The organism is Actinomadura latina NBRC 106108 (assembly GCF_001552195.1).
GTDB classification, from domain to species: Bacteria; Actinomycetota; Actinomycetes; order Streptosporangiales; family Streptosporangiaceae; genus Spirillospora; species Spirillospora latina.
On sequence record NZ_BCQS01000013.1, the window covers coordinates 193,195 to 215,966 of the forward strand.

The window sequence follows — 22,772 nt, forward strand, 5'->3', positions numbered from 1 at the left end:
CTGCTCTCCATTTCTCCCCTGATGGTCGTTCTGAGGAGTTGACCATAGATGGTGGTGGTCTGGGGTCCCATGCCGCTCACAATTCGGCAGCGGCCGCGGCCGCGGCGCGTCAAGGGCGTCCGCCGGCCGAGGTCAGCGGAAGGCGCGGATCGATCTCCTGACCCGCCCAGGTGCCGCGGATCCACGCGTGCGCCGGGTCGTCGCAGATGCGCCAGGCCCGCTCCGGGGACGGCCCGGCCATCACGTTCAGGTAGTAGAGGTCGTGGCCCGGCGGCGCCATCGACGGGCCGTGCCAGCCGTGCGGGATCAGGACGGCGTCGCCGCTGCGGACCTCCGCGAGCACGTCGACCGGGCGTCCGGGCGAGCCGTAGACGCGCTGGTAGCCCATGCCGTCCCGGGCGACCTCGAAGTAGTAGATCTCCTCCAGCACCGATTCGCCGGGCCGGTCCTCGTCGTGCTTGTGCGGCGGGAAGGACGACCAGCAGCCGCCGGGCGTGAGCACCTCGCAGGCGATCAGCTTCTCGGCGAACGGAAACCCCTCGGGCGTGCCGAAGTTGTTGACCTGGCGGCTCGCCGCGCCCGCGCCGCGCAGCTCCACGGGCACCTTCTCGGCGGGCCCGTAGCGGGGCTCCCGGCGGCTCTCGCAGCGGGCTCCGGCCAGCGCGAACCGGCCGCGTCCCCGCACGGTGACCTGCGCGTCGCGCGGGACGTAGGCGAAGTCGCCGACCCGGCTGAACACGTCGTCGCGGCCCTCCAGTTCGAACCGGGAGCCGTCGCACTCGACGACGCACGACCCGGCCAGCGGCAGCACGATCGTCTCGGACCCGCCGGTGCCGAAGGTGTGCTCGCCACCGCCCGGCAGGTCGAGGACGCGCAGCGACGCATGCGCCCAGCCGGCCGATTCGGGCGTGACGACGAGCCCGTAGGGGCCTTCCGCGGCGGTGCCGGCGGGCAGGTGGTACCTCATCCGGCCTCCTTGAGGAGTGCTTCGACCTCGTCCTGCGCGGGCATCGCGTCGGAGCAGGCGATGCGGGACGCGACGATCGCCCCGGCGGCGCCCGCGAACTCGATGAGGCGCCGCAGGTCCCAGCCGGCGAGGAGGCCGTGGCAGACGGCGCCGCCGAACGCGTCGCCCGCGCCGAGCCCGTTCACGACGTCCACCTCGACCGGCGGAACCCGCACCGTCTCGCGCTGCGTCGCGGCCAGGACGCCGTCAGGGCCCATCTTCACGATGGCGAGTTCCGGGCCGCGTTCGAGGATCGCGCGGGCGGCGGCCTGCGGCTCCCTCTCCCCCACCGCGACCTCGCATTCGTCCAGGTTGCCCACTGCGACCTTGGCCTGTTCCAGTGCGAGGCCGGCCCAGTGCGGTGCCTCTGCCGGCTCGCCCCAGAGCATCGGCCTGTAGTCGAGGTCGATGATGGTCTGCCCCGGGTGTTCGGTCAGCGCTTGCAGGGTCGCCTCACGGCTGGGCTCCTGGGAGAGGCCCGTGACGGTGGCCCAGACGATGCGGGCCTCACGGATCGCTTCCAGGTCGAGCTCATGGGGACGGATCTCGAGATCGGGCGCCTTGGGGTAGCGGTAGAAGTACAGCGGGAAGTCGTCCGGCGGGAAGATCTCGCAGAAGGCCAGCGGTGTCGGAAGGCCGGGGACGGCCGTGACGTACCGGTCGTCCACGTCGTACCCCTGGAGCGCCTTGTGGACGAACCGCCCGAAGGGGTCGTCGCCAGTGCGGGTGATGACGGCGGCACGACGGCCGTACCTGGCGGCCGCCACGGCGACGTTGGTGGGACTGCCGCCGAGGTACTTGCCGAACGAGTCGACATCCTCCAGCGGGACGCCGACCTGGTCCGGGTAGACGTCGACGCTCACCCGTCCCATCGTGATGAGGTCGAAGCTCATCGCCGTACCTCGTCGGCGCCGACGATCCGGCCCTCGCGCATGGACAGCTCGCACGCCTCGGCCAGGTAGAACGCCTCCAGGGCGTCCTCGGGCGGGCAGGGGTTGGCGCGGAGACCCGCCACCACGTCCACGAACGCCCGGATCTCCGCGTCGTAGGCGTCGGAGAAGCGCTCCATGAAGCCGCTGTAGGCGTGTTCCGGCTCGGCGCCCCGTTCGGGCAGCGGGGTCGCGGGCGTCCGGTCGTCCATGCCGGTGACGACGCTGTCCTTGGAGCCGAACAGCTCCAGCCGCGCGTCGTAGCCGGCGGCGTTGTAGCGGGTGGCGGAGACGACGCCGAGCGTCCCGTCGTCCAGGACGAGCAGCGCGGACCCGGTGTCGATGTCGCCGCACTCGCGGAAGAAGTCCTCGCCCCGGTTGGCGCCGGAGGCCATCACGCGGACGATCTCGCGCCCGGTGACGAACCGGATGAGGTCCAGATCGTGGATGACGCAGTCGCGGAAGAGCCCGCCGGACGTCGGGACGTAGTCGGCGGGCGGCGGCGACGGGTCGAAGCTGCAGGACCGGACGGTGTGCAGCCAGCCGAGCCGCCCGGACGCGAGCGCCTCGCGGGCCGCCGCGTTCCCCGCGTCGAACCGGCGCTGGAAGCCGACCTGCACCGGGACGTCGGCGGCGGCTGCCGACTCCACTGTTTGGAACGTTCCATCCAGGTCCGAGGCGAGCGGCTTCTCGCAGAAGACGGGAATGCGCGCGGCGACGCCCTGCTCCACCAGGGTCGCGTGCGCGTCGGTGGCCGCCGCGACGACCAGCCCGTCCAGGCCGGCGCCGAAGAGTCCGGCGACGGCGTCGAGTGCCCGCGCCCGGGACGGGAGGCGGGCGGCGAGATCACGCGCGCGGGCGGCGTCCGCGTCGGCGATGACCAGGTCGTCCACCTCGGGCAGTGCGCAGAGAGCGGCGGCGTGGCGCGCACCGATGCGCCCCGCGCCGGCCAGTCCGATCCTCATCGATCCCCTCCCGGTCGGCGGTCAGGTGAGGCCCCGAGTGTGCTGGACCGTTCCAGAGGCGTCAATGACGAGCCGTCCGCCTTCCGGTGATCCAGGTGTCCGAAATTGCGGCGGCCACACCGGGCCCGGCCTGTCGCCCCGCCGGGACCAAGCGCTAGTTTTGCCCCTATGCGGATCTTCGTCACCGGCGCCTCGGGGTTCGTCGGGTCCCACACCGTCCGCGCCCTCGTGGCCGCCGGGCACCGCCCGCGCGCCCTGGTCCGCGACCCGGGCAAGGCCGCCAGGGTCCTCCGCGCGGTCGGCGTCGCGGCCGGGGACGTCGAACTCGTCACCGGCGACATGCTGGACGCGGACACCGTCGCCGCGGCACTCGCCGGCTGCGACGCCGCCGTCCACACCGCCGCCGCGATCGACGTGACCGGCGGCGACCGCGATCTGGTCGAGGTGAACGTCCGGGGCACCCGCAACGTGGTCGGCGGTGCCGTCGCCCAGGGCCTCGCGCCGGTGATCCACGTGTCGACGGTCGCGGTGTTCGTCCCGCCGTCCGGCCCGGTCATCACCGCCGCCGACGCCCTGGCGAGCCCCCGCACCGACTACGGGAAGTCGAAGCTGGCGGCCGAGCGCTACGTGCGCGGCCTCCAGGCGGACGGCGCGCCGGTCACGATCATCTACCCGGGCGGCGTGTGCGGGCCGGACCAGCCCGTACTGGACGCCCTGATGGAGGGGCTCGCCGCCGCGCTCGGCAAGGTGTGGCCCCTGCCGGGCGGCGGTGTTTCGGTCATCGACGTCCGCGACCTCGGCGAGGCGCTGGCACGTTCCGTGGAGGCCCGCCAGGGCCCGAGCCGCTGGGTGCTCGGCGGCCACTACCTGACCTGGCCGGAGTACGCCGACCTGTGCGACCGCCTCACCGGCGTGAAGTGCCGCCGTATCCGCGTCCCGTCCCGCGTCATGCTGGGGCTGGGGTCGGCCTTGGACGCGGCCAAGCGCGTCCGCCGCTTCAACTACCCGCTCACCCGCGACGCCGCCGAATTCATGGTCACGCTGGTGCCGACCGACGACCGCCCCATCCTGGACGCGCTCGACCTCACGCTGCGTCCCGTCGAGGAGACCGTCGCCGACGGGCTCCGGTGGCTGGCCCGCAGCGGCCACCTGGACCCGCGCCGGGCCGGACGGCTCGCCACCGAGGAGAAACCGATGCCGACTCTCATCCAGCGCACCTTCGGGCCCGTCTTCCAGCGGGTCTCGGGCGCCGAATGGTTCTCCAAGGTGGGGCCCAAGGTCGTCCCGCCGATCGACCGGACGCTCCACCGGGCCAGCGGCGGCCGGTTCATGCTGGGCCAGCTCCTCGTCCCGAGCCTCGTCCTCACCACGACCGGCGCCGTGAGCGGCCTCCGCCGGCAGACGCCGCTCGCCTGCCTGCCCGACCCGGCCGGCGGCTGGTACGTCGTCGGCTCCAACTTCGGCCGCGAGAAGCACCCCGCCTGGACCGGCAACCTCATCAAGAACCCGGACGCCGAGGTCAGCTTCCAGGGCCGCACGACCCCGGTCACCGCCGACCTCCTGGACGACGCGGAACGCAAGGAGATCTGGCCCCGCCTGACCGCCGTCTGGCCCGTCTACGACCAGTACGTGGAACGCGCCCACCGCGAACTGAGAGTCTTCCGCCTCACCCCGCGCTAACCCCCGCGGAGCGTCTTGGACAGGCGGCGGCCCAGGAGGACGTAGGCGATCACCACTCCGGCGACGTTGAGGATGACGTCGTCCACGTCGAAGGCGCGGCCCATGACCAGGAGGCCCTGGACCGTCTCGATGGCCAGGGACAGCATGCCGGTCACGAGGGCCAGTCTTATGGGGCCCCGCAGGGTCGTCCAGACCAGGGGCAGGAGGACGCCGAGGGGTGCCAGGAGCGCCAGGTTGCCGCCTATCTGGAGGAATGCCTCCTTGGTGGGGCGGTCCAGGTAGAAGCGCAGCGAGCGGCCCGGATCGGTGTTGCCGCCCGCCTGGCCGTTGTCGCGGACCGGCGTCAGCGTGAGCCTGAACGCGAAATAGAAGAAGACGCCGAGGAGGCCCAGCGCGATCAGCACGACGACGACGCGCAACACGACGAGGTACCACGGGACCCGCTCACCCGGCGCCGCGGGCTGCCACATCTCCACCAACACCCGGCTCGTCGTCCCCGGCCGGGGACGGACTATGTGCGCGACCTGTTCCGGCTTGTCCGTAATGCGGCATGCGAACGCCCGCGCCGGGCGGCGCGGGCGTTCGCCCAGGGTTTCGCTCGGGGTCAGGCCGCCACCGCGGTGGCGGTCGCCGGCTCCAGGGCCAGGTCCAGCACCTCGCGGACGTCGCTGACGGTGAAGACCGTCATGTTCTCCAGCACCTCGGCCGGGACGTCCTCGAGGTCGGGCTCGTTGCGCTTCGGCACGATCGCGGTGGTGATGCCGAGCCGGGACGCGGCCAGCAGCTTCTGCTTCAGGCCGCCGATCGGCAGCACCCGCCCGGTCAGCGACACCTCGCCGGTCATCGCCACGTCCGCGCGGACCGGCCGTCCCGACAGCAGCGAGGCCAGGGCCGTCGTCATCGTGATACCGGCGCTCGGGCCGTCCTTCGGGATCGCGCCGGCGGGCACGTGGACGTGCACACCGCGGTCCTTCAGGTCGCCGACCGGAAGCTCCAGCTCCGCGCCGCGCGAGCGCAGGTAGGACAGCGCGATCCGGGCCGACTCCTTCATGACGTCGCCGAGCTGCCCGGTGAGCGTCACGCCGGTGTCGCCGGTCTCCTTGTCGGCCAGCGACGCCTCGATGTAGAGCACGTCGCCGCCCGCGCCGGTGACCGCGAGGCCCGTCGCCACGCCCGGCACGCCGGTGCGGCGCTCGCCCCGGCTCAGCTCGACCTCCGGGGTGAACCGGGGCCGGCCCAGGTAGTCCTTCAGGTCGGCCGCGCCGATCGAGACCGGCAGCGTCACCTTCTCCAACGCCACGTTCGCGGCGACCTTGCGCAGGACCCGCGCGATCGAGCGGTCCAGGGACCGGACGCCCGCCTCGCGGGTGTACTCGGCCGCCAGCAGCCGCAGCGCGTCGTCGCCGAAGCCTACCTCGGACGCCTCCAGCCCGGCCTTGTCGAGCTGGCGCGGCAGCAGGTGGTCGCGGGCGATGGTGACCTTCTCGTGCTCGGTGTAGCCGTCCAGCTCCACCAGCTCCATCCGGTCGAGCAGCGGCCCGGGGATGGCCTCCACCACGTTCGCGGTGGCGAGGAACAGCACGTCGCTCAGGTCGAGCTCCACCTCCAGGTAGTGGTCCCGGAAGGTGTGGTTCTGCTCGGGGTCGAGGACCTCCAGCAGCGCCGCGGTCGGGTCGCCCCGGTAGTCGGCGCCGACCTTGTCGACCTCGTCCAGCAGGACGACGGGGTTCATCGAGCCCGCCTCCCGGATGGCGCGGACGATGCGCCCCGGAAGCGCGCCCACGTACGTGCGGCGGTGGCCCCGGATCTCGGCCTCGTCCCGGACGCCGCCCAGGGCGACGCGCACGAACTCGCGCCCCATGGCCCGCGCGACCGACTCGCCCAGCGAGGTCTTGCCCACGCCGGGAGGACCGGTCAGCGCCAGCACGGCGCCGCTCCTGCGTCCGCCCACCACGCCCAGGCCGCGGTCCTCACGCCGCTTGCGCACGGCCAGGTACTCGACGATGCGCTCCTTCACGTCGTCCAGCCCGGCGTGGTCGGCGTCCAGGATCTCCCTGGCGCCCGCGATGTCGTAGGCGTCCTCGGTGCGCTCGTTCCACGGGATGTCGAGGACGGTGTCGAGCCAGGTGCGGATCCAGCCGCCCTCCGGCGAGGCGTCGGACGACCGCTCCAGCTTGTCGACCTCCTTCAGCGCCGCCTCGCGCACCTTCTCGGGGAGGTTCGCGGCCTCGATCCGGGCCCGGTAGTCGTCCTCCTCGTCGGCGGGGTCGCCGTTCAGCTCGGCCAGCTCCTTGCGGATGGCCTCCTGCTGCTGCCGCAGCAGGAACTCCCGCTGCGTCTTCTCCATGCCCTCCTGGACGTCCTTGCGGATGGTCTCCGCCACGTCCAGCTCGGCGAGGTGGTCCCGCGTCCACCCGATCAGCAGCTCCAGCCGCTCGACCACGTCGACGGTCTCCAGGACCTCGATCTTCTGCTCGTCCGTCAGGTACGGCGCGTACCCGGCATTGTCGGCCAGCGTCGACGCGTCGTCGATCTGCTGCACCACGTCCACGACCTGCCAGGCGCCGCGCTTCTGCAGGATGGCGCTGACCAGGCCCTTGTACTCCTTGGCCAGCTCCTCGGCCCGCCCGGACACCGGCGGCGCCTCGACCACGGTCCCCTCGACCCACAGCGCCGCGCCCGGCCCGGTCGTCCCGGTCCCGATCCGCACCCGCGACACACCGCGGACGACCGCGCCCGGCTCACCGCCGGGCAGCCGCCCCTCCTGCTCGATCACACCGAGCGTGCCGACATCCGCGTACCGCCCGTTGAGCCGGGGCACCAGCAGCACCCGCGGCTTGCCCGCCGACCGGATGCCCGGCCCCTTGGACTGGGCCACCGCCCGCGCGGCCTCGATGGCCGCCCGGACCTCCCCGTTCTCGGACAGGTCCAGGGGAACCACCATGCCGGGCAGAACGACCCCGTCTTCCAGGGGCAGCACCGGCAGCGTCAGGGTTTCGCTCATGCTCAGCTCCAAGTCCGTCGGCGACCCAACCTCAAGTTGAGTCATACACACTCAAGAAAACGGAGCAACTTTTTGTTTCCGCAGCAACGTTCGCTCTCAGCGATCACACCGGGGGACCTGTCTTTCAGCGCGCTGTTCATTGGGCGGGAGCTGTGCCTGACGGGTCGTTGACCAGGTCGTAGGTGGCCTCGGCGAAGGCGATGACGCGTGCTGTGGCGTTGTCGGCCCGCCACAGCAGGCCCCATCGCAGGGGCGGGGCGTCGGCGAAGGGCACGTAGGCGACGTCGGGACGGGCGTAGTAGCGCCTGGCCTGGGCCCCGACCGGGAAGACGCCGCGGCCTGCGCCGATGAGGGTGAGCATCTCGTTGAAGGTGGAGGCCGAGGGGCCCGGGGCGATCGGTCGTCCGGACGGTGTGGCGCGGGGGGTGCGGTCGCGGCGGAGGGACTCGGGCAGCGTGTCGGGAAGCTGGAGCAGAGGAGTCCGCGCGAGGTCTTCCAGGCGGACGGACGAGCGGCGCGCGAACGGGTGCCCGACCGGTACGGCGAGCATGCGCGCCTCCGACACCAGGACCGGACCGGTGGCGATGCCGGGTTCGTCGATGGGGAAGGTGCCCAGGGCGAGATCGACCTCGCCGCCGCGCAGCCACGGCATCAGGTCGGTCATCTGGGCTTCGCGGAGCTGGACGTCGCAGTCGGGGTGGCGCCGGCCGAACAGCTCGGCGGCCCCGGCCAGCAGCTGCCCGCCCGCGGCGCCGACGAACGCGACCCGCAGGGTGCCGGTCACACCGCGGCCTGCGGCGACGGCCTCCTCGAAGGCATCGGTGATCTGATCCCAGGCGGGGCGCAGCCGCTCGTGCAGCCGCCGTCCCGCCGCCGTCGGCTCCACCCGGCGGCTGGTTCGGTCGAACAGCGGCACCCCGACGCGGCGCTCCAGTTTGGCGATCGTCTGGCTGATCCGGGCGGTCGACACGTGCAGCCGCTCGGCGGTGCGGCCGAAGTGGAGTTCCTCGGCGAGGGTGAGCAGCGCCTCGATCTCATACCGCTCCAGCACATCTCCCCCTCATCGTTAAGCCCGGCTTGACGATCGTTGCACAGCGGCGCGTTGATCCGCCATGGGCTCCGGCCCAGAGTGGAACCGCTCGACGACCACTCTGACCTGCCGCACGGGAGGCTTCGGCTGATCCCTCCGGCTCCGAACCCTAGGAAGACGATGAACGAGCTGAACACCCTGCGGTCCGCCGTCGAGGGACGGGTGTGGCTGCCCGGCGACCCCGGTTTCGACGCCGTCCGCCGTCCCTGGAACCTGGCCGTCGAGCAGCCGGCCGCGGCCGTGGTCGAGGCCGCCGATGCCGACGATGCCGCCGCGCTGGTCCGGTTCGCCCGCACCGAGGGGCTGGGCATCGCGACCCAGCCCAGCGGGCACGGCGCCACCGGCCGCACCGACGGCGCCGTCCTGCTCCGCACCGCCCGGCTCGACGCGGTGGAGATCGACGCCGCCGCCCGCCGCGCCCGCATCGGCGCGGGCGTGCCGTCCGGACGGTTGCAGGCCGCCGCCGCGCCCCACGGACTGACGGGGCTGCCCGGCAGCTCCCCGATCGTCAGCGTCGCCGGCGTCGCCCTCGGCGGCGGGCTGAGCTGGTTCGGCCGCGCCCACGGCTGGGTCGCCGACAGCGTGACCGCGTTCGACGTCGTCGACGCCCGCGGACGGCGCCGGCACATCACCGCCGGCACCGACCCCGACCTGTTCTGGGCGCTGCGCGGCGGAGGCGGCGACTTCGCCGTCGTCACCGCCCTCGAACTCGCCCTGCATCCCGCCCCCCGCCTGTACGGCGGCCGGATGCTGTGGGCGGCCGAGCACGCCCCCGAGGTGATGGACGCCTACCGGCAGATCACCGCCGCGGCCCCCGACGAGCTGACCGTCTGGCTGGATCTGCTGCACTTCCCCGGAACCGGCCCCATGGTCGCCATCGACGCCGCCCACCTCGGCGACGCCGCGCAGGCACGCGATCTGCTGGCCCCGCTGAACCGCCTGCCCCGGCCGCTGTCCGACTCCAGAGGGACCATGGCGGTCTCCGAACTCGGCACGATCACCGCCGAACCCACCGAGCCCGGCCCCGGCCTCTCGCGCGCCGAACTGCTCACCGACCTGGACGACACCGCCGCCAAGGCACTGCTCGCCGAACCCATCGCCCCGCTGCTGAGCGTCCAGATCCGGCATCTGGGCGGCGCGTTCACCCGCCCCACCGATACCCCGCACGGCCCGCTGACCGAGCCCTACGCCCTCTATATGTTCGGCATCCCCACCGACCCCGCGACGGCCCGCGCCGTCGCCGCCGGGCAACGCGCCCTCGCCGACGCCCTCCCCGTCAGCGGCCGCAAACCCCTCACCTTCCTCAATCCCGCGGAGACCGCGGCCGACGCCTTCGCCGCCGCCGCGCTCGACCGCCTGCGCCGCATCAAGCACCACCACGATCCGCACGACACCTTCCGCAGCAACGTCCCGGTGGAAGGCTGAGGCGTTCTTTTCGATACGCACGTTGCGTTATTTCGGCCGGGCGAGTACGGTCGAATTACGAAACGTGCGTATCGAAAGGAGAATCGTGCCCCCTCCAGCACGCCGTGGCAGGCCCCGCGACGCCGGTGCCGACGAGCAGATACTGCGGGCCGCCGAAGAGGAGCTGCTGGCCAACGGCTACGCGGCCTTCACGGTGGACAGGGTCGCCAGGTCGGCGGCCGTCGCCAAGACCACGCTGTACCGGCGCTGGCCCACCAAGGACCACCTCGCCATCGCCGTGATCGCCCGCATGCAGGACGAGGTTCCCGTGCCCGACACCGGGGACCTGCGGGCCGACCTCGTCGACTACCTGGAGCAGATCGCGCTGGGGCTCAACCGGACGCGACTGGCCGGGCCCGGCCACGCCCCGGACGACCCCTCGTCCGGGCTCGTCGGCGAGCTGGTCGCGGCGGCCGCGCGGCATCCCGACATCGGGGCCCTGGTCCGCGCGGTCTTCGAGCAGCGCAACGCACTGGTCATCGGGCTGGTCGACCGGGCCCGCCGGCGCGGCGACCTGCGCCCGGACACCGATCCGGAGCTGCTGTTCGACCAGCTCGCCGGCGCCCTGTACTACCGGCTGCTCATCACCGGCCGCCCCATCGGCCGCGTTTACGCCGAACACCTCGTCGACGCCGCACTCTCCGGCGTCCTCGCCGCGAAGGAGAAGCGGACATGACCACTACAGCCGCCGCCCCCGTCCCTGCCCGGACGCACCGCCCGAGGCGCCGCCGCCTGCTGATCGCGCTCGGGATCATCGCCGTCCTGCTGGCGGGCTACGCGACCTGGACCAACGTGCGTCCCTTCACCCTGCGCGCCTCGATCGAGATCGACGCCACGCCCGAGCAGGTGTGGACGGTCCTGAGCGACCTGCCCGCCTATCCCCAGTGGAACCCGTTCATCGTCTCCTCCAGCGGCCGGCTGGAGAAGGGGGCGACCCTGCGCAACGTCATGCGCGACTCCGGCGGGGACACCACCTTCACCCCGACCGTGCTGGAGGCCGCCCCCGGCCGGGAGCTCCGCTGGATCGGCAAGATCGGCCCCGGCGGCATCTTCGACGGCGAGCACCGCTTCCTGATCGAGCCGATCACCCCCGGCCGTGTCAGGCTCACCCAGAGCGAGCGGTTCACCGGTGTCCTGATCCCCTTCTTCCAGAACCAGCTGACCGACCGCACCCTCCCGCAGTTCCAGGCGATGAACAAGGCCCTCGCCCAACGCGTCAGCGCAACCCGCCCCTAGCGTCCCGGGTGAAGCGCGGCGCAGGTCAGGCCAGGCGGTGACCGCCGTCCACGTGCAGGACCGTTCCGGTGATGAAGCCGTTGTTCATCACCGACGTGAACGCCTGGGCGATGTCCTGCGGGGTGCCGATGCGGCGGGCGGGGAGGCGGGCGGCCAGGTCGGTGAAGGCGGCGTGCTTGTCCATGGCGAGCTGCTCCCAGATGGGGGTGTCGACCCAGCCGGGTGAGATGACGTTCACGCGCACCGGGGCCAGCTCGATCGCCAGGCCGTAGGCCAGGGACGCCAGGGCGCCGTTCGCCGCGGCCACGATCGTGTTCGAGCCGTTCGGACGGTAGGCGTTGATGCCCGAGGTGTAGGTGATCGACCCGGTCACGCGGCCCGCGCCGTGCTTGGCGACCAGCCAGGCGCCCAGCAGTTTGGTGTCCACGAACGATCGGGCGGTCTCCGTGGCGACGTCGGTGGTGGGGCCGTACGCTCCGGTCGCGTCCGCCGCGGTGATCGCCACATGGTCCACTTTCTCGACGCGGGCGAACAGTTCGGCCACGTCCTCCTCGCGGCCGATGTCGGCGCGCATCGTGCTGAGTTTTCCCGGGTCGGGCCGGAGGTCGGCTCGGGCGGCGGCGAGGCGGGCCTCGGAACGGCCCACGATGGTCACGTCTCGGCCTTCGGTGAGCAGGGTCCGGGCGAGGGCCAGGCCCATGCCGGAGGCGCCTCCGATGATCATTGCGTCGGTCATGCGGCGAGTCTGCGCCGGTGCTCCCGGGGCGCGGAAGGCCGTGGGACACCTGGGTGTGACACGGCCACCCGGAGGCGGGACGCCCGGTGGCAGACTCGACGGTATGAACGCGATGGCGGAGTTCCTGCGGGTCCGGCGGGGGCGGATCGGGCCGGCCGACGTCGGGCTGCCCATCGGGCCGCGCCCCCGGCGCAATCCCGGGCTGCGCCGCGAGGAGCTGGCCGCGCTGGCCGGGGTGAGCGTGGACTACTACACCCGGATCGAGCAGGGCCGCGAGACCGCGCCCAGCGACTCGGTGCTGGACGCCCTGGCCCGCGCGCTGCGCCTCACCGACGACGAGCACGCCCACCTGCTCGGCCTCGCCGACCGGGTCGCGGGGCGGACGCCGCGCCGCCGCACCGCCGGGCCGCGGCCCGCCCGTCCGGGGCTGCTGCTGATGCTCGACTCGCTGCGGCCGAGCCCCGCGTACGTGCTCAGCGAGGTCAACGACCTGCTGGCCGCCAACGCCGAGGGGCTGGCGCTGATGAGCGGACTCGGCGACTGGCCGCCCGGGCAGCGCAACGTGATCCGCTACACCTTCCTGCACCCGGCCGCGCGGACGGTCTTCGCCGACTGGGACCGGGTCGCCCGCAACAGCGTCGCGCATCTGCACACGGCCGAGCTGACCGCCGCCGAGCCCGCCGCGGCGCTGGTCGCCGAGCTGTCGGCTGCGAGCGGCGAGTTCGCCGAGCTGTGGCGCCGGCACGAGGTGCTGGTCAAGCGCGCCGGGGAGACCACGTTCCGGCATCCGGTGATCGGCACGCTGACGCTGGCCAGCGAGATCCTCGGCGTCGCGGGCGACGGCCAGCGGATGCTGGTCTACCAGGCCGAGCCCGGCACGGCCGAACACGATGCCCTGGTGCTGCTGGCGATGGCCGCCGAAGAGGTCGGCTGAGAGGTCGGCCGAAAGGTCGGCTGAGCCGCGCGCGGGCAATGCGGGGGCAAAGTCCGCAAGGTGATCTTGATTCTTTGCGCGGAGCGCGTTTACGTGCGCATGACGTGCGGGTACTTAACGCAACGAGATCGTGACACACGGTGAACGAGAGGCCCTCGGGGCGGCAAAGTCCCAGGTCGAGAGCGAGGAGGATGCCGATGCCGCGCACCGAGCGTGAAAACCGGCCGGCCCTCGCGCCCCTCTCCCCACGCGGCCCGGTCCGTACGGCCGAGGGCGTTCGCGGCCCCCTCCCCCGCCACCCGTCCCCCAGCGGGTGCGGCGGCGCGCGGCGACACACCTCGGGTCCTCGGCCGTACCGGACCGGCCCGCTCCCAGGCTCACGGGCGCCGCACGGCGCCCTCCCTCCGCCGCCGGGTGGAGTCACGCCCGCCCGGCCGGACCAGGAGGGAGGTGGGAATCAGCCCCCAGACGAACCGGCGCCGAGCCGGTAGTGCACAGGCGGCCGGAACTCCGTCCGACCCCCGTCCCGGCCGCCGACGCAGTAAGGGATCGCTGCGGAACCGGGCCCGTGGAGGCAGGATGCCCCCCGGGCCCGGTTCACAGCTTCCTGCGCCACACCTGCCCGTGGACGACGTCCCCGAAGCGCTCCACGGGCGGCTCCTCGTCCTCCAGGACGAACCCGGCCCGCTCGTAGAGGCGGTGCGCCGGACGCTGGAGCGCCGTCGTCCACAGCATGATCTCGGCGTAGCCGGCTCCGGCGGCGAAGCGGACGCAGGCGTCGACGAGCGCGGCCCCGACTCCCAGGCCGCGGGCGTCGGGCTCGACGTGCAGGAGCCGCAGCTGCGCGACGTCCTCCGCGCGCTTGACACAGAACACCCCGCCCACCCGGACGCCGTCCGACTCGGCGATCCACGCGTTCTCCCGCGCGGGATCGTGGTCGCGCACGTAGTCGGCGACGACCGAGGCGACCAGCGCCTCATAGGTGCGGTCCCAGCCGCATTCGACGTCATAGAGGGCGCCGTTGCGCTCGACCACCCAGCCGAGGTCGCCCGGACGCAGCGGGCGCAGGGCGAAGCCGTCCGGGCGGGGACGGTCGCCGAGGATGCCCTGGACGGTGCGCATCGCGGCGAGCAGCCGGCCGCGGTCGGCGGCGGGCAGGCCGTCCAGCAGCCCGCGGATCTCGGCGGCGGTCCGCTCGTCCAGCATGGCGAACACCTCGCGGCCCCGGGGCGTCAGCCGGGCGATCTGGCGGCGGGCGTCGCCGGCGGCGCGCTCGCGCACGAGCAGCCCGTCGGCCTCGAAGCGGGCCAGCATCCGGCTGAGGTAGCCGGCGTCGAGGTCGAGCGCCCGGCGCAGGGCGAGGACCTCGGCGTCCTCCCGCTGCGCCAGCTCGAAGATCACCCGCGCCTCGGTCAGGGAGTAGGGCGACCGGACGAGCCCCTCGCCGAGCACTCCCATGACGCCGGTGTAGAAGCGGTTGAACGCGCGGACCGTGCCGATGTCCTCGGCGGTCACCTCCATGCCGCGACCTCCCAACGTTTGACTGAGTCAAACGTATGCGAAGGGAGGGGCCGGGCACCAGTCCCGGAGGTGGATCAGACGCTCGCTTCCGCCCCGGCCTTCGCGGCCGGCAGCTCGCGCGCCTCGCGGACGATCTTGCGCTCGACGATGAAGGTCATCAGCGGCACCACGCCGCCGAGCACGATCCACACCATCCTGCTGAGCGGCCAGCCGGTGCGCCGCCACAGGTCGAACGCCAGCGCCACGTAGACCATGTAGAAGAGGCCGTGGATCGGCGACACGATGGCCACCATCTCCGGCATGTCGGTCGGCCCGTACTTGAGGACCATCCCGATCGTCAGCAGCACCAGCAGCGTGCCGACGATCAGCGCCAGGATCCGGTACCTGGTGACCGCGCCTTCCACAGGAGCACACCTTTCGTTCAGCGGGCCGGACGCGCCAGGGCGGGGCCGCGCAGGGGTCAGCGGCGTCCGCGGCTCTCGGAGCTGAGCCGGGCGAGGTAGCGGTTGTAGGCCGCGAGGGCGGGGTCCTCTTCCTCGTGCTGCTTGATGATCTCCCGCTTGACCTTGGCCTCGGCGGGCTCCTCCAGCACCTTGGGCGCCGGCTCGACGCCGGCCCGCTCGTCCCGGATCATCTTGACCCACATCACGATCACGAAGATCGCGAAGATCGGCCACTCGAACGTGTAGGCCCAGCTGCGGTCGTTGCCGGACTGGGCGCGGTCGAACTGCCACCAGCCGAAGCCGATGAACGCGCCGCACAGCACGATCGCGAGCGCGTGCAGCCCGAGCCAGCCTGGGGTGAGGAACCGTCGCACGCCACCGAGCCTACCCCCGGTTCCGCACGGTGCCGCCCCGACCCCGTGCCGGGGGTTCCGTGCTCAGGCGGGGGGCGGGCCCACGTAGACGGCGCGGGGACGCAGCGGACTGCGCCGGCCGTACTCCTCCAGCGCGTGCGCGAGCCAGCCGGCGGTGCGCGCGACGGCGAAGACCGCCTCCCCGGCTCCGGGCACGAGACCGGCGACCGCGCCCAGCGCGGCCAGCGCGAAGTCGACATTGGGCGCGGGCAGGCGGCGGCGCTCGGCCTCGGCCAGGACGGCCTCGGCGGCGGCGAGCCGCTCGTGGCCGGGCGCGGCGGAGCGGACGAGGTCCATCAGCAGGGCGAAGCGCCCGTCGCCCTGCTTGTAGACACCGTGGCCGAAGCCGGGGATGCGCTCGCCGGCGCGCAGCCGCTCCTCGATCACCCGGGACGCCTCCGCCCGGCCGGCGACCCCGGCGATCAGCCGTTCCGCACCGTAGGACGCGCCGCCGTGCAGGGGGCCGCTGAGCACGCCGAGCCCGGCCGCGACGACCGCGTACGGGTCGGCGCGCACGGACGCGGCGACCCGCGCGGCGACCGTGGACGCGGCCAGCTCGTGGTCGGCCAGCAGGATCATGGCGGCCTCGAAGGCCCGCAGCAGGCCGCCGCCGGGCTCGGGCGCCCGCGGGCACAGCCGGTTCCAGAGCCGCTCGGCGATCCCGTCCGCCGCGGGCCGCCCGGCGGCCGGCGGCAGCGCCTCGACGAGCCCGGAGATCAGGGTCCGCCCGGTCTCGGTGACGCCCTCGGGGTCGAGGTGGTGGCGCAGCGGGTCGGTGGCGGCGAGCGCCGCGACGATCACCTGGAGCCGGTCGAGCGGGAGGAGGCCGCCGGGCAGGCCGGACTGGGCGGCGACGGCCGCCGCGACGCCGTCCTCCCGGGGCCGCCAGGGCCCGGTGCTCGCCTCGCCGCCCGTCCAGAGCCAGGCGGCGGCGTCCTCGAACGTGCGGGTCTCCGCCATGCCCAGGACGTCGCGGCCCCGGTAGAACGGGCGGTCGGCGCCGAGCGCGGTGATCGCCGACTCGATCGCCAGCTCTCCCGGGCCGGGCGGGCGGCGCGGCTTTCCGCGCCGGGCCAGCTCCTCGACCTGCGCGGCGTCGAAAAGGCTGCGGCGCCCGTCCGGGGCGTGCCTGCGGCGCAGCACGCCCCGGCTCACGTACGCGTACAGCGTGGCGGGCTTCACACCGAGCCTCTCGGCGGCGGCCTTCGCATCGATCCACCCGCTGACCTGCTCGTTCTCCACGATCCCTGCCTCTGAACATTGATTATCATCAATATTGATACATGTAGACGACGGTGTCAATCTGTGGGCATGCCTCAGATTCACTTCCTGGACGTCACCAACCGCGACGGCGTCCAGACGGCCCGGACCGGGCTGTCCAAGTTCGGCAAGACGATGGTCAACTTCTACCTGGGACGGCTCGGCGCGGCGCAGTCGGAGATCGGCTTCCCGTTCCTGTTCCACGAGGTGCCCTACGTGCGGGCGCAGATCGCGCTGGCGGAGGCGGGCGCGTTCGGCGGCCTGCGGCTGTCCGGGTGGTGCCGGGGCGTCGCGCAGGACGTGGAGAAGGCCGTCGCCGTGCGGGCGGGCGGGACCGGCCTGGCGCACTACAACCTGTCGATCTCGACGTCCGACTACATGATCGCGAACAAGTTCCGGGGCCGGCTGGACCGGGACGCGATCATCCGCGAGATGGTCGCGGCCGTCCGCGCTGCCAAGGCGGGCGGGGCCCTGACCGTCGGGGTCAACGCCGAGGACGGCTCCCGCACCGACGACGGCTTCCTCAAGGAGTTCGCCCTGGCCGCGAAGGAGGCCGGCGCCGACCGCGTCCGGTACTGCGACACCATCGGGGGCGACACCCCGGACCGGATCAGGGAGCGCTTCGCCAAACTGGCGTCCGCTGTAGGGATGCCGGTCGAGACCCACTGCCACAACGACCTCGGCTTGGCCGTGGCCAACTCCATCAGCGGCGCGCTAGGCGACCTGGAGGCGGGCCAGGACGCGTGGATCAACACGTGCGTGAACGGCATCGGCGAGCGGTCGGGCAACGCCGACCTGCTGTCCACCATCCTCGCGTTCCGGCACGGGTTCGGGTTGGAGGAGCGCGGGATCGAGATCGGCGACCCGATCGATCTGTCGTGGGCGCGGCGGTTCGCGCTGTGGGCGAGCTACGCGTTCGGCCAGCCGCTCCCCTACAACCAGGTCGGCGTGGGACGGAACGCGTTCGCGCACGAGTCCGGCATCCACGCGGACGGCGCCCTCAAGGACCACGGCAACTACGAGCTGTACGACGAGCAGACCCTCGGCCCGTTCCCGGACGACTGGCACACCCGTCCCGGACGGGTCGTCCTCACCGGCGAGTACGGCGGCAAGGCCGGATTCAGGCACGTCATGGACGGACTCGGCATCGAGCCAGTGGACGAGGACCTCGCGTTCAAGCTCGTCCAGCTGTGCAACGCCCAGACGAGCAGCCCGCTGACCGACGACGAACTCCGCCTGATCGGCACCTACCCGCGCGAACTGGCCCTGCTGTTCCCGGGCCAGATCAGCTGATCGCGCGATTTGTCCGAGGCGGACTCTACGTTCTCGGGCATGGCGAGCAGCACAACGGCGGCCGGGGCCGCGCAGTCGTACACGTACACACGGCCCTCCGGGCTGGACACACGGCCCTCCGGGCTGGACACACGGCCCTCCGGGCTGGACGCGGGGCCGTCCGGGCCGGGCGCGGCCCTCGGCAGGCTCGTCGCGCTGGGCCGCGTCCCGCTGTCCCGCACCCTCAAGGCGCTCACGTCCGCCGCCGACGCGGGCGCGCACGCCGGCGTGTGGACGATCCTCGCCGCCGCCCTCCCGCACGTCCTCCCCGAGCCGGGCGGACGCGCCCCGGCCGGGCTCCCGTCCATGATCACCCTGGCCGCCCGCCTGGCCGAGATCACCGGCGCCAGGGGCGCCATCCCGGACGTCGCGGACGTGGCGGCGCGCGGCGGCTCCAGCCGCCTGGTCAAGGAATCCGCCCGCCTCCACCGCACCCTGACCGCAACCTGACCACGCGTACCGGTGTTGACGGAGATGCCGGTCCCGCATGGGACGCTGAACACACCGGGAAGGAGCGCCGCACGATGACCGAGACCCTCGCGTTCGGCACGGTCGACACCGTGCTCGGCCGCCTGCTCGTCGCGGAGACCGAGACGGGAGTCGTCTCGCTGGACTTCCGCGACACCCCGGGCGCCCGCGCCCGCACCGCCAAGGCCGCCGGCCTGCCCGTCGTGGACGCCCCCGGCCGCCTGGCCCCCGTCCTCTCGGCGCTGCGCGACTACTTCGCGGGCGACCTGAAGAGCTTCGAGATCCCGATCGACTGGCGCCTCACGTCCGACGCCCAGCGGCAGGTCCTCACGACGCTGTACGAGTCCGTCCCGTACGGGGCGGTCCTCACCTACGGCCAGCTGGGCGACCGCAGCGGAACCGGCGTCCACGCCCAGGTCGTCGGCCAGATCATGGGCGGCAACCCGATCCCGCTGATCGTCCCCTGCCACCGCGTCGTCGCGTCGAACGGCCTGGGCGGCTACAGCGGCGGCTCCGGCGTCGAGATCAAACGCTGGCTCCTCACCCTGGAGGGCTCGATCCCCGCGACCCTCGACTGGGACATCACCCGGGCCCCGTGAACTCACCCGCGGGCGGCCGGCGGACCCGCGGGCCGGCGGGCGCCGGGGGCGTCACCGCCTCGACGATCGTCCAGGCGATCCGGGGGCTGAGCCGGGCGCGTAGCCGATGCCCGTGAGGGCTTCGGAGACCTCCCAGAGGCGCTCGCCCTCGCGGTTCGCCCGCGGGGGCGTGGGCACCTTGGCGGGGGCGCCGCGGTACTGGAGCAGCCGGGGGCCGTAGCAGGCGCCGCCCTCGACGTCCGCCGTCGCGGCGTAGAGGGACGGCAGCGCGCCCGCGGCGGCGGACTGGGCCATCACCGCGTTGCCGATGCCCGCGGCCCTCTCCATGAGCGAGCTGCCCTGCATCTTCGGGCCGGCCTGCTGGAGGTTCGTCGCGGCGTAGCCGGGGTGAGCGGCGACGCTGGTCAGTTCGGGGACGCGCCGGTCCAGCTCCTTGGCGAAGACGAGGTTCGCGAGCTTGGCCTGGCTGTAGGCGGCCCACTTGCGGTACCGGCGCTCGCCCTGCAGGTCGTCGAAGTCCAGCCGGCCCGTCCAGGCGAAACCGGAGGTCACGGTGACGACGCGGGCGGACCCGGCGCGCAGCGCGGGCAGCAGCAGGCCGGTGAGCGCGAAGTGGCCGAGATGGTTGGTGCCGAACTGCATCTCGAACCCGTCGGCGGTGGTGCGGTGCGGGATGGCCATGACGCCCGCGTTGTTGACGAGGATGCCGAGGGGGTCGTCGCCGAACCGGGCCGCGAACGTCCGGACGGACGACAGGTCGGCGAGGTCCAGCGAGCCGAGCGTGAGATCGGCGCCCGGCGCGGCGGCCTTCATCCGGTCGAAGGCGGCCTGGCCGCGTTCGGCGCTGCGGCAGGCCAGCACGACGGACGCGCCGTGCCGCGCGAGCTGCAGGGCGGTGTGGTAGCCGATGCCGCTGTTGGCCCCGGTGACGATCGCCCGCCGGCCGCCGAGGTCGGGGATGTCGTTCGCCGTCCAGCCGCGCATGGGAACCTCCACGTCCTGTCGGACCTCACAAGCTAGACGGGCCATCGAATAGAGCGCAACGCACTCCGCTGTGGCGCGATTCACATCCGCGCCGCAGCGGAGGGCGCGGCCGCGCTCAGGCGGGGAGGTTCTTCTCGATGGCGGCGACGACGTCGGCGGACTCCGGTTCGGCCTGCGGCGCGAACCGGGCCGCGACCGCGCCGTCCGGGCCGATCAGGAACTTCTCGAAGTTCCACCGGATGTCGCCGGTGTACCCCTCGGCGTCCGGGACGCCGACGAGGTCCTGGTAGAGCGGGTGCCGCCCGTCGCCGTTGACCTCGACCTTCTCGGTCATCGGGAACGTGACGCCGTACGTCGCCGAGCAGAACTCGGCGATCTCGTCGCCGGTGCCGGGCTCCTGGCCCATGAACTGGTTGCAGGGAACGCCGAGGACGGTGAAGCCGCGTTCCGCGTACCGCTCCTGCAGCCGCTCCAGACCGGAGTACTGCGGGGTGAGGCCGCACTTGGACGCGACGTTGACGACGAGCACGGCGGTGCCCCGGTACTGCGCGAGGTCCGCGGAGCCGCCCCGCAGACCCTCGATCTCTACATCGAAGACAGACATGAGGCCGATCCTAGGAGATCACTCCTCCGATCGGCCCCTGCCGGTCACTTGCCCAAGGCGTTCACGAAGGCGGCGAGCTGGTTGCCCGCCTGGCCAAGCTGGTCGAACGCGTTGTTCACCACTCCTGCCGCGTCCGTCGGTGAGCTCAGCAAGTAGAAGATGACGAACGCGATCGCCACATAGCGGAGGTTCTTCTTCATCCGTACGCCGTCCCTGGTTCGTAGCGCGCGACACAATTGACCCGATCCAATTGTGCCCAGCCGCGTCTGCCCGCAAAGCGCGATTTTACTGTGACGCGCGCGCCACCGCTTGGTGCCCCGGACGCGAAGAAGCCCCGCACCGCCGGGGGTACGGGGCCTGGGAGCCGTCCGTCAGTTCGGGATCGCGCTCATGAACTGCGACAACGACTCCGCCGCGTTGCCGAGCCCGCTCAGGGCGTTGTTGACCAGACTCGCCGCCCCCTCGGGCCTGCTGATGACGTACCACGCCACGAAGGCCATGGCGGCGATCTTCATATGCTTCTTGTTCACTTCAACCACCCTCTGCGGTCGCTTGCCTACGCAGAGTGTTTCCCAGGGGCGGCCGAACAGAGATCAAGGCCGGGCAAAGAGAAGGTCAAGTCCGGTTGGAATGCTCCGTGATGTACCCGATGTACATGGGCCTTAGCGCGTCCCCCACCTCGCCCTCCCCCGCGTGCGTGAACTCCTCCAGCAGCGACAGGCCGTGGAAGAGGTCGAACTCCGCGCGGTCCACCTCCCCGGCGGCCGCAGCGGCGGCGGGGATCGCGCGCAGCAGCTCCCACAGGAAGCCGACGTCCCGCCGCTCCCTGGCGAGGCCCATCGCGCGCTCGTACAGCTCCTTGGACGACAGCTCGTCCAGCTTCGCGGCGTCCGGCGTCACATCCGACATGGTCCGACTGTAGCCGCGGCGCCCGTCACCTCACCTGGTGATGACGGTCACTTGGTGATGACGTCCGGCGGGAGCGGCTGGTCCTGCTTGAGCGCGCCGAAGAGCTTGGACGCCTTGGCCCTGTCCCACGTGATGTAGGAGCCGGCCGCCGCCGAGCTGCCGCTGCCGCCGATCGGGACGGTCGTCGTCACACCCCCGCCGCCGCTCACGCCCTTCATCGCCCACATCATGCGGACCAGGTCGTACAGGTGGTCGTTCTCGTCCACCAGGAAGTTGCTGGTGGCGTTCATCGCCAGCGGGACGCTGCGGAACGGGTTGAACATCGTCCCGGGGCTCGTCGCCTTCTTCATCAGCGCGGCGAAGAACTGGCGCTGGTGCTCCACGCGTTCGAGGTCGGCGCGGGCGAACGCACGGGTCCGCACGTAGCCGAGCGCCTGGCCGCCGTTCAGCGTCTGGCAGCCGGCCTTGAGGTTGAGCCCCGCCTTCGGGTCCTTGATGTCGTCCTTGACGCAGATGTCCACGCCGCCGACGGCGTCCACCACGCCCACGAAGCCGCCGAAGCCGATCTCGGCGTAGTGGTCGATGTGGATGCCGGTGGCCTTCTCCACGGTCTGCACGAGCAGCTTGGGGCCGCCGAACGAGAACGCCGCGTTCAGCTTGTTCGACCCGTGCCCCTGGATCGGGACGTAGGAGTCGCGCGGCAGGCTGATGAGGGACGTCCCTCCGGACCCGTAGTGCAGCAGCATCATCGAGTCGGTGCGGCGGCCGCCCGCGAATCCGGTCGCGAGCCGCTTCTGGTCGGCCTTCGTCAGGCCCTCCCGGCTGTCGGACCCGACGATCAGCCAGTTCGTCCCCGGGGTGTCGGCGACCCGGCCGGGATAGTCCACCAGGACCGACTCCCGCTTCAGCCGCGAGTCCAGGTAGAAGTAGCCGCCCACGATGATCAGCAGCAGCACGACCGCGATGGCGCCGAGCACCCGCGGCCAGCGCCGCCGCCGGCGGCGCCGGACCGGCGCCCCGCCGCGCGGGCCGCCCTGGTCGTGCCGCGCCCCGGCGAGCTGGTCCCCCGCGTACGGGTCGTCGTACGGGTCGTAGCGGTCCCCGTACGAGTCCCGCCCGTAGGCGGCGTGCTGATGCGCCCGGCCGTCGTTCATGGATAGACCTTAGACAACCCGGAGGGTGCCGCGCGTCCATC

General features: G+C 72.6%; 25 protein-coding genes. 8 read left to right on the forward strand and 17 right to left on the reverse strand.

What is annotated here, in order from left to right; translation table 11 throughout:
* Positions 1–109 precede the first annotated feature (109 nt).
* Genes iolB through AL2_RS20210 form a run of 3 tightly spaced genes read right to left on the reverse strand, consistent with a single transcriptional unit; the run spans position 110 to position 2,900 of the window.
* Positions 110–967: a 5-deoxy-glucuronate isomerase gene (iolB, locus tag AL2_RS20200; RefSeq protein WP_067635645.1), complete on the reverse strand. Its 858-nt coding sequence runs from the start codon at positions 965–967 to the stop codon at positions 110–112.
* The gene (gene iolC, locus AL2_RS20205) at positions 964–1,899 is read right to left on the reverse strand and encodes a 5-dehydro-2-deoxygluconokinase (RefSeq protein ID WP_067635647.1); all 936 of its coding nucleotides are present in this window, start codon (positions 1,897–1,899) and stop codon (positions 964–966) included. Before iolC ends, iolB begins: the two co-directional genes overlap by 4 nt.
* Complete coding sequence (locus tag AL2_RS20210) at positions 1,896–2,900, reverse strand: Gfo/Idh/MocA family protein (protein ID WP_067635648.1); 1,005 nt, start codon at positions 2,898–2,900, stop codon at positions 1,896–1,898. The genes iolC and AL2_RS20210 overlap by 4 nt, the downstream gene beginning before the upstream one ends.
* 168 nt (positions 2,901–3,068) lie before the next feature.
* Here AL2_RS20210 and AL2_RS36535 point away from each other — a divergent pair, with 168 nt between their 5' ends.
* On the forward strand, positions 3,069–4,580 hold the full coding sequence (locus tag AL2_RS36535) for a nitroreductase family deazaflavin-dependent oxidoreductase (RefSeq protein ID WP_083946707.1): 1,512 nt from the start codon (positions 3,069–3,071) through the stop codon (positions 4,578–4,580).
* On the opposite strand, the gene AL2_RS20220 is transcribed toward AL2_RS36535, so the two are convergent.
* From AL2_RS20220 to AL2_RS20230, 3 genes are all read right to left on the reverse strand, one after another.
* Entirely contained in the window at positions 4,577–5,062 is a 486-nt protein-coding gene (locus tag AL2_RS20220) for a VanZ family protein (RefSeq protein ID WP_245666764.1), read from the reverse strand. The genes AL2_RS36535 and AL2_RS20220 overlap by 4 nt on opposite strands.
* 122 nt (positions 5,063–5,184) lie before the next feature.
* A complete protein-coding gene (lon, locus tag AL2_RS20225) occupies positions 5,185–7,584 on the reverse strand; it encodes an endopeptidase La (RefSeq protein ID WP_067635890.1) in 2,400 nt (799 codons plus the stop codon).
* A 136-nt stretch (positions 7,585–7,720) separates the two neighbouring features.
* Positions 7,721–8,635 (reverse strand): LysR family transcriptional regulator, encoded by a 915-nt coding sequence (locus AL2_RS20230; protein ID WP_067635651.1) that lies wholly within the window; start codon positions 8,633–8,635, stop codon positions 7,721–7,723.
* Between the two features lie 159 nt (positions 8,636–8,794).
* Here AL2_RS20230 and AL2_RS20235 point away from each other — a divergent pair, with 159 nt between their 5' ends.
* The 3 genes from AL2_RS20235 (at position 8,795) to AL2_RS20245 (ending at position 11,374) form a co-directional block, all read left to right on the forward strand.
* Positions 8,795–10,099 (forward strand): FAD-binding oxidoreductase, encoded by a 1,305-nt coding sequence (locus AL2_RS20235; RefSeq protein WP_067635653.1) that lies wholly within the window; start codon positions 8,795–8,797, stop codon positions 10,097–10,099.
* A gap of 85 nt (positions 10,100–10,184) precedes the next feature.
* The gene (locus tag AL2_RS20240; RefSeq protein ID WP_067635655.1) at positions 10,185–10,814 is read left to right on the forward strand and encodes a TetR/AcrR family transcriptional regulator; all 630 of its coding nucleotides are present in this window, start codon (positions 10,185–10,187) and stop codon (positions 10,812–10,814) included.
* Complete coding sequence (locus AL2_RS20245) at positions 10,811–11,374, forward strand: SRPBCC domain-containing protein (protein ID WP_067635657.1); 564 nt, start codon at positions 10,811–10,813, stop codon at positions 11,372–11,374. Before AL2_RS20240 ends, AL2_RS20245 begins: the two co-directional genes overlap by 4 nt.
* A gap of 25 nt (positions 11,375–11,399) precedes the next feature.
* Here AL2_RS20245 and AL2_RS20250 read toward each other — a convergent pair whose 3' ends face one another.
* Positions 11,400–12,110: an SDR family oxidoreductase gene (locus AL2_RS20250; RefSeq protein ID WP_067635659.1), complete on the reverse strand. Its 711-nt coding sequence runs from the start codon at positions 12,108–12,110 to the stop codon at positions 11,400–11,402.
* Between the two features lie 103 nt (positions 12,111–12,213).
* Between AL2_RS20250 and AL2_RS20255 the strand changes: the two genes are divergently transcribed.
* A complete protein-coding gene (locus tag AL2_RS20255; protein ID WP_067635661.1) occupies positions 12,214–13,044 on the forward strand; it encodes a helix-turn-helix transcriptional regulator in 831 nt (276 codons plus the stop codon).
* A 597-nt stretch (positions 13,045–13,641) separates the two neighbouring features.
* Here AL2_RS20255 and AL2_RS20260 read toward each other — a convergent pair.
* The 4 genes from AL2_RS20260 to AL2_RS20275 form a co-directional block, all read right to left on the reverse strand.
* A complete protein-coding gene (locus tag AL2_RS20260) occupies positions 13,642–14,565 on the reverse strand; it encodes a bifunctional helix-turn-helix transcriptional regulator/GNAT family N-acetyltransferase (RefSeq protein WP_067635663.1) in 924 nt (307 codons plus the stop codon).
* A gap of 74 nt (positions 14,566–14,639) precedes the next feature.
* On the reverse strand, positions 14,640–14,969 hold the full coding sequence (locus AL2_RS20265) for a DUF3817 domain-containing protein (protein WP_067635664.1): 330 nt from the start codon (positions 14,967–14,969) through the stop codon (positions 14,640–14,642).
* Between the two features lie 56 nt (positions 14,970–15,025).
* On the reverse strand, positions 15,026–15,382 hold the full coding sequence (locus tag AL2_RS20270; RefSeq protein ID WP_067635666.1) for a hypothetical protein: 357 nt from the start codon (positions 15,380–15,382) through the stop codon (positions 15,026–15,028).
* A gap of 63 nt (positions 15,383–15,445) precedes the next feature.
* Positions 15,446–16,663, reverse strand: coding sequence for a citrate synthase (locus tag AL2_RS20275; RefSeq protein WP_083946711.1), 1,218 nt, complete (start codon positions 16,661–16,663; stop codon positions 15,446–15,448).
* 69 nt (positions 16,664–16,732) lie between these two features.
* Here AL2_RS20275 and AL2_RS20280 point away from each other — a divergent pair, with 69 nt between their 5' ends.
* The 3 genes from AL2_RS20280 to AL2_RS20290 all read left to right on the forward strand — a co-directional run bounded on the left by AL2_RS20280 (position 16,733) and on the right by AL2_RS20290 (position 19,080).
* Entirely contained in the window at positions 16,733–17,974 is a 1,242-nt protein-coding gene (locus tag AL2_RS20280; protein WP_067635668.1) for a LeuA family protein, read from the forward strand.
* Between the two features lie 39 nt (positions 17,975–18,013).
* Positions 18,014–18,463, forward strand: coding sequence for a hypothetical protein (locus tag AL2_RS20285; protein WP_067635670.1), 450 nt, complete (start codon positions 18,014–18,016; stop codon positions 18,461–18,463).
* A 74-nt stretch (positions 18,464–18,537) separates the two neighbouring features.
* On the forward strand, positions 18,538–19,080 hold the full coding sequence (locus AL2_RS20290; RefSeq protein ID WP_067635672.1) for a methylated-DNA--[protein]-cysteine S-methyltransferase: 543 nt from the start codon (positions 18,538–18,540) through the stop codon (positions 19,078–19,080).
* Between the two features lie 51 nt (positions 19,081–19,131).
* On the opposite strand, the gene AL2_RS20295 is transcribed toward AL2_RS20290, so the two are convergent.
* The 6 genes from AL2_RS20295 to AL2_RS20310 all read right to left on the reverse strand — a co-directional run bounded on the left by AL2_RS20295 (position 19,132) and on the right by AL2_RS20310 (position 22,731).
* Positions 19,132–20,064, reverse strand: a complete 933-nt coding sequence (locus AL2_RS20295; RefSeq protein WP_067635675.1) for an oxidoreductase — start codon at positions 20,062–20,064, stop codon at positions 19,132–19,134.
* A gap of 115 nt (positions 20,065–20,179) precedes the next feature.
* Positions 20,180–20,668, reverse strand: a complete 489-nt coding sequence (locus tag AL2_RS20300) for a glutathione peroxidase (RefSeq protein WP_067635677.1) — start codon at positions 20,666–20,668, stop codon at positions 20,180–20,182.
* A gap of 44 nt (positions 20,669–20,712) precedes the next feature.
* The gene (locus AL2_RS38090; RefSeq protein WP_168444831.1) at positions 20,713–20,868 is read right to left on the reverse strand and encodes a hypothetical protein; all 156 of its coding nucleotides are present in this window, start codon (positions 20,866–20,868) and stop codon (positions 20,713–20,715) included.
* A gap of 171 nt (positions 20,869–21,039) precedes the next feature.
* On the reverse strand, positions 21,040–21,198 hold the full coding sequence (locus AL2_RS38095) for a hypothetical protein (RefSeq protein ID WP_168444830.1): 159 nt from the start codon (positions 21,196–21,198) through the stop codon (positions 21,040–21,042).
* Positions 21,199–21,283: 85 nt separating this feature from the next.
* Positions 21,284–21,577, reverse strand: coding sequence for a hypothetical protein (locus AL2_RS20305; protein ID WP_067635679.1), 294 nt, complete (start codon positions 21,575–21,577; stop codon positions 21,284–21,286).
* Between the two features lie 47 nt (positions 21,578–21,624).
* Positions 21,625–22,731 (reverse strand): LCP family protein, encoded by a 1,107-nt coding sequence (locus AL2_RS20310; protein ID WP_067635681.1) that lies wholly within the window; start codon positions 22,729–22,731, stop codon positions 21,625–21,627.
* Positions 22,732–22,772 lie beyond the last annotated feature (41 nt).

Coding starts and splice junctions, on each gene's coding strand:
- iolB (WP_067635645.1), bottom strand. CDS start 967: ATGAGGTACCACCTGCCCGCCGGCACCGCCGCGGAAGGCCCCTACGGG.
- iolC (WP_067635647.1), bottom strand. CDS start 1,899: ATGAGCTTCGACCTCATCACGATGGGACGGGTGAGCGTCGACGTCTAC.
- AL2_RS20210 (WP_067635648.1), bottom strand. CDS start 2,900: ATGAGGATCGGACTGGCCGGCGCGGGGCGCATCGGTGCGCGCCACGCC.
- AL2_RS36535 (WP_083946707.1), top strand. CDS start 3,069: ATGCGGATCTTCGTCACCGGCGCCTCGGGGTTCGTCGGGTCCCACACC.
- lon (WP_067635890.1), bottom strand. CDS start 7,584: ATGAGCGAAACCCTGACGCTGCCGGTGCTGCCCCTGGAAGACGGGGTC.
- AL2_RS20235 (WP_067635653.1), top strand. CDS start 8,795: ATGAACGAGCTGAACACCCTGCGGTCCGCCGTCGAGGGACGGGTGTGG.
- AL2_RS20245 (WP_067635657.1), top strand. CDS start 10,811: ATGACCACTACAGCCGCCGCCCCCGTCCCTGCCCGGACGCACCGCCCG.
- AL2_RS20250 (WP_067635659.1), bottom strand. CDS start 12,110: ATGACCGACGCAATGATCATCGGAGGCGCCTCCGGCATGGGCCTGGCC.
- AL2_RS20255 (WP_067635661.1), top strand. CDS start 12,214: ATGAACGCGATGGCGGAGTTCCTGCGGGTCCGGCGGGGGCGGATCGGG.
- AL2_RS20260 (WP_067635663.1), bottom strand. CDS start 14,565: ATGGAGGTGACCGCCGAGGACATCGGCACGGTCCGCGCGTTCAACCGC.
- AL2_RS20280 (WP_067635668.1), top strand. CDS start 16,733: ATGCCTCAGATTCACTTCCTGGACGTCACCAACCGCGACGGCGTCCAG.
- AL2_RS20285 (WP_067635670.1), top strand. CDS start 18,014: ATGGCGAGCAGCACAACGGCGGCCGGGGCCGCGCAGTCGTACACGTAC.
- AL2_RS20290 (WP_067635672.1), top strand. CDS start 18,538: ATGACCGAGACCCTCGCGTTCGGCACGGTCGACACCGTGCTCGGCCGC.
- AL2_RS20295 (WP_067635675.1), bottom strand. CDS start 20,064: ATGCGCGGCTGGACGGCGAACGACATCCCCGACCTCGGCGGCCGGCGG.
- AL2_RS20300 (WP_067635677.1), bottom strand. CDS start 20,668: ATGTCTGTCTTCGATGTAGAGATCGAGGGTCTGCGGGGCGGCTCCGCG.
- AL2_RS38090 (WP_168444831.1), bottom strand. CDS start 20,868: ATGAAGAAGAACCTCCGCTATGTGGCGATCGCGTTCGTCATCTTCTAC.
- AL2_RS20305 (WP_067635679.1), bottom strand. CDS start 21,577: ATGTCGGATGTGACGCCGGACGCCGCGAAGCTGGACGAGCTGTCGTCC.
- AL2_RS20310 (WP_067635681.1), bottom strand. CDS start 22,731: ATGAACGACGGCCGGGCGCATCAGCACGCCGCCTACGGGCGGGACTCG.